The sequence below is a fragment of the Bacteriovorax sp. BSW11_IV genome (genome assembly GCF_000447755.1).
Classification (GTDB): Bacteria; Bdellovibrionota; Bacteriovoracia; order Bacteriovoracales; family Bacteriovoracaceae; genus BSW11-IV.
The window spans coordinates 1-4,775 of the sequence record NZ_AUNE01000001.1; the positions used below are offsets into that span (position 1 = coordinate 1).

6 protein-coding genes are annotated in these 4,775 nt (G+C 37.9%); 5 read left to right on the forward strand and 1 reads right to left on the reverse strand.

Going from position 1 to position 4,775, the window contains the following annotated elements; translation table 11 throughout:
- The 5 genes from M899_RS18475 to M899_RS00025 all read left to right on the forward strand — a co-directional run.
- Positions 1-417: hypothetical protein (locus tag M899_RS18475; protein WP_034727067.1), on the forward strand; the 417-nt coding region annotated here is incomplete at its 5' end.
- Between the two features lie 15 nt (positions 418-432).
- Positions 433-1,839, forward strand: coding sequence for a hypothetical protein (locus tag M899_RS00010; RefSeq protein WP_021269334.1), 1,407 nt, complete (start codon positions 433-435; stop codon positions 1,837-1,839).
- Positions 1,840-1,862: 23 nt separating this feature from the next.
- The gene (locus tag M899_RS00015) at positions 1,863-2,792 is read left to right on the forward strand and encodes a curli production assembly/transport component CsgG (RefSeq protein WP_021269332.1); all 930 of its coding nucleotides are present in this window, start codon (positions 1,863-1,865) and stop codon (positions 2,790-2,792) included.
- Between the two features lie 9 nt (positions 2,793-2,801).
- On the forward strand, positions 2,802-3,863 hold the full coding sequence (locus M899_RS00020) for a quinone-dependent dihydroorotate dehydrogenase (protein WP_021269335.1): 1,062 nt from the start codon (positions 2,802-2,804) through the stop codon (positions 3,861-3,863).
- Complete coding sequence (locus tag M899_RS00025) at positions 3,860-4,429, forward strand: tetratricopeptide repeat protein (protein WP_021269336.1); 570 nt, start codon at positions 3,860-3,862, stop codon at positions 4,427-4,429. The genes M899_RS00020 and M899_RS00025 overlap by 4 nt, the downstream gene beginning before the upstream one ends.
- On the opposite strand, the gene M899_RS00030 is transcribed toward M899_RS00025, so the two are convergent.
- Positions 4,426-4,775 (reverse strand): winged helix-turn-helix domain-containing protein (locus M899_RS00030; protein WP_196801703.1); only part of this gene is annotated, 350 nt, incomplete at its 5' end. The genes M899_RS00025 and M899_RS00030 overlap by 4 nt on opposite strands.

A 4,775-nucleotide genomic window follows, 5' to 3' on the forward strand; every position in this document is an offset into this window, starting at 1 on the left:
GTTTTCCCGAAAGTTTTCGTGGAATTTGAAGAGTTGTTGGCCAGTGATGAGCCTCTACTTATTACCGGTCACGTAAATCTTGCTGAAGAGCCAAGAAAGTTCTTCCCATCTAAAATTCAGAAATTGAAGGATGAGGCCGAGCAAAGAGTGACTTCTGTTAGAGTTAACGTGAACTTAAATGCATTAAATCAAAGTCGTCTGGAGCAATTAAAGCGCGTACTCCTAAGTTACCGCGGAAGTGTTCCAATGCACATAATTTTCGAGCACCAGGAAGGTCGTGCTCGTATGCCACTAGGGGAGGATTTCCTCGTGAATCCAACTCCACAGATGGCCGCAAAAATTAATGAGCTATTTGACGAAAGTAGTGTAAAATTTATCGTTGATGGGCGCTTGGAGGATGTCGCGAGCGTCCAATAATATTTAAGGATGAGTATGAAAAAATGGATTTTTCTTTTATTGTGCTGCCTAAGTGTTCAGTCATTTTCGGCAGCAAATAGTGGGCATATTGATGGTGAGGGGCGTTTTTACTCACTAGAAGATGATTCTTTGGCCTTTGTTAAAAGAGTACTTCTTTATAATGCATTTAAAGATGTTATTGGCAAAGAGCTGAAGAATATCGGATTAGATGATGCTCTTTTTTGGCAAAAATATGATGAGCGCTTTGACGAGTACTTTCTGCCAATTGCAGATAAGTTAAAGGCCGACTATGGCATCAAAGACGGCGAAGATGTTCCAGCTAAAAAGCGTGATGAATTTGAAAAGGCCTTAAGAGAGAAGAAGCTAAGTCTTAAATCTCGCTTTGGTAGAATCAATCAGGTTGTTTCATCTTATTCGATAAAAAAAATGTCTAGAGCAACTCAATCTGCCCAATCTCGCTATATGAATATTTCTGCAAAAGTCGATCGTCAGGAATTATCTGATCTTTATTTCAGCTACACAAGAAGTGATGATTTTAAGAGCTATAAAAATGTTTTTATTACAGTAGATTACAAACTGGAAGACATGAGTTGGCTTGATCTTGGAGTCGAAGTCGAAAGAGACTTCACAAGTGTAATAAGTGAGCACTGGAGAAATATCCTAACAACTCAGCTTAGTGGAGTTGCAACAAATATTGTTATATCAGATTCATCAATGCGTGAGAAATTAGACAACTATTTAAAGATTCCTTCGGAAGCGACAATTGCTTTTAATAAAGACAAGCGCTCAATTCAAGAGAACTCTACGATGGGGATTCTCAATATGGATGATGAGTTAAAGCAATCACTTTGGTTGAAAGTGAGAGTCGGGATCAAAAAACTTGGTGATAGTGCTCTAACTAAAAAGAGAAGTTTTTCATTTGATGGTGACTTCATCATGCAAGATCTTACAACTAAAAAAATCGTATCTTTTTATGATTTCATTCCAGAGAAAGCTTCTTTTTCATTTGAAAATGCCCATGAATTAAGCTCGAATTCTGCAAGTCTTGTTTACAGACTTCCGATGAATGAATTTAAAGATCTTAAGAAAAAACTGAGTGCATTAGGCGGGAATCGCAAGAAAATAAAGTTAGAATTAAAGGGCTTTCGCTCTATTGCTGAGGTCGATAATTTTTCTAAATACCTCGAAACAAAAGGGGTTACTCTTGGCGTGGAAACAAAGCTTATTTCCCTAGGTAAGGAAAGTTCTATCCTACAAGTAGAGTTTCGTGGAGAAAACGATCCTATGGTATCATTACTTAAGGCCCTTAATAAGGCCGACTTGAATGATTCAAGAACTATGATGCTCGAAGATGAGATGAACCCATTTACTATTGTTTTAGGAGATGGGGGAGCTAAAGGGGCCAAGGTTCGTACAAACTAATTGAATTGCCTTAAGGACGAGGAATGTTGAAAATTAGATCGCTATTTAAATTATTAATTATTGCTGCTCTTATGTGTTCTTGTGCAACGGATGTTGTAAATAGAACACAACATGGGCAGCGTCCATTGGCCCAGCCTAAGAAATTCTTTAATGGTGTTAAGAAGCGTGTGGCCCTTCTTTCTTTTTTCAATGAGTCACCTTTTGGTGGTGAAGATCTTGGTGTCACTGCCACATCAGAACTTCTAAGAGAACTCTCACGTACGGGAGAGTTTGTTGTTGATCCAATGGGAAATAAAATCTTTGGATCGTCGAAAGAAATATATGCGGGTGGTGGAACTAAGTTAGTTCAACTTTCTCGTAAGGCCAAAATGCAAGGTGTAAACTTTGTTGTCTTTGGGCGTATTATCGATGCTCGTGTTCGTGAGAAAACTGATGAGATTGGTATTGTTCGTGAAACTAAGGCCTATTCAGAAGCTAAAGTTGAAATTAGAATCTTTGATGTTAATTCGAATAAAGAAGTTTTCACTGAAACTCTCAATGGACAAGCAGATGATAGTTCTTTCAGATTCTTTGCAACAGACAGAGAGTCGAAGCTTGTTTATAGAAGAGATCTTCTTCGCTATTCTGTAAGGGTTGCCACAAGAAGAGCTATTCCACGTATCATGGAAATTGCGGCCAAACTTGATTGGGTTGGACGTGTTGCGAAGATTACAGGTGGTAGAATTTATATCAATGCAGGCAGAGCATCTGGCATTAATATCGGTGACATATTGAAAGTTGTTACTGAAGGTGAGGAGATGTACGATCCTGAAACTGGTGCACTTATTGGTGTGACAAAAGGACAAATCAAAGGGACTATCGAAGTGGTAGACTTTGTTGGCGAGGATGGTTCGGCCACTGTTCTTCACTCTGGTGGCTCTGTTCTTGAAGGTGATTTCGTCCAACTTTATTAGGACATAAAAATGTTTTCATTATACGACCTTTTTAAAAAACTGGCCTTTGCCATGGATGCTGAAAATGCCCATACCAAGGCCCTTCATTTTCTTCATCATTATCCTGAAATTGCAAAATTTGTTTTTCATTCAAATGAAGACTTCAGCGACGCACGAATGGCGCTGACTGTAGGGAAAGTGAATTGGAAGTTTCCTGTAGGATTGGCCGCGGGCCTTGATAAAAATGGAGAGGCCTTCGATTTTTTCAGCTCTTTGCCTTTTGGTGCTCTTGAAGTTGGAACAGTCACTCCAAGGCCACAACCTGGTAACGAAAGGCCGCGTTTATTTCGCTATCCTGAAGAAGAATCTTTAAGAAATTGCATGGGTTTTAATAATCACGGAAGTGATGAGCTTTATCGCGCGTTAGAAAACTTTTCGCGTAGACAAACACCCATTGGAGTTAATCTAGGAAAGAATAAAGATACGCCCGCCCATAAGGCGCCAGAAGATTATAGAATCCTCTTTGAAAAGTTTAAAGGTATTGCTGATTACTTAGTGGTTAATGTTTCTTCTCCAAATACGCCAGGTCTGCGAGATTTGCAAAAGGCCAGTGAGTTAAAAGAAATTTTCTCAGAAATTCAAAGAGTGAGAACGAATGTAAAAACACCATTGTATTTGAAGATATCGCCAGATATGAGTCCAGCAGATTTACCTGCAGTCATTGATGTGGCGAAAGAGTATTCATTAGATGCTCTCATTGCAACTAATACTACAATTATGCCGGAAAGAGGCGCTGGCGGAGTTTCTGGTAGAGCATTATATGAAAAGGCAAAATCAATGAGAACTCATTGTTTAGCGGCCTTAAGTGAAACACCTGAAATTGATTTTATCGGAGTAGGTGGTTTTTCATCTTTTGAACAGCTTTGGGATTATTGGAAAGAGGGTGGAAGAGGGATTCAACTTTACACATCTTTTATTTTCCAAGGACCTGAAGTTCTCTATTCAATCTATCGAAATATTGATGCCAAAATGAAGGAATATAAAGTTCATTCCATCAATGATTTAATGGCCATTGCAAGAGAAGACAAATGATTGAATTGAAAGATGTCCCTTTCAATATGAACTATACAATTTTAGATAATCTTAGAGATGAGCCAGTGGACTTTGCAGAAATGCAACAAGGAATTCTTTTTTTAATAAAAGATCTTGAAACAATTACTTCACCAGTAGAAAAGGCCATCGCTCAATCTCGCATAGGCGTTTTTCAAAGAATGTGTTGGCAACTAGATAAAGCAGAGGCCTCTTTGAAAGAAGCGTTTGAAGTTCTAAGAGAAAATCGTTATATGCCTGGAGTTGTAAACACAGGAATTCGTCTTGCACACGTATATCACTGGAATGAAGAGTACGCAAAAGCGGAAGAGCTCTTTACAAAGTGTTTAGATATTTGCCGTAAATCAAATGATAATAACGTTAAGAAGTATGAAAGTTTTTGTTTGCAGCACTTAGGTAAATGTCGCTTTGATCAGGCCATGTTCAATGATGCACTCAACTTCTTTTTAGGAGCTCTAGATCTAAGACTATTTGAAGGAAACCTTGATCTCATTAATTCCACTCGACATGCAATTGCCATTGCAAAAGAAAAAGCAGATAACGTTTAGATTTCTTTTTTAGAAAATTTAATTCCAGCACCTTTAATAGCGTAAATTGTGTAGATTGATTCTACGATTTTCCTTCTAAGATTTGAGACGTGAGTATTGAAGTTATTTTTAGTGATATAAAAATTCTCACCCCAAACATTAGTGACAATTTCATCTCTTGGAATCAGTTTATCTTTGTGATGAATCAGATAGCATAAAAACTTAAATTCAGTCTGGCTAATTGAAACATCACTTCCATTAATAGCGAGAGTTTGAAGTTTTTTATTAAGCTTCATATCTTCATGAACAAGATAGATTTCATCGGTAGAGTTATTTCTCGCTTTGGCCTCATTAATCTTGTTCAAAA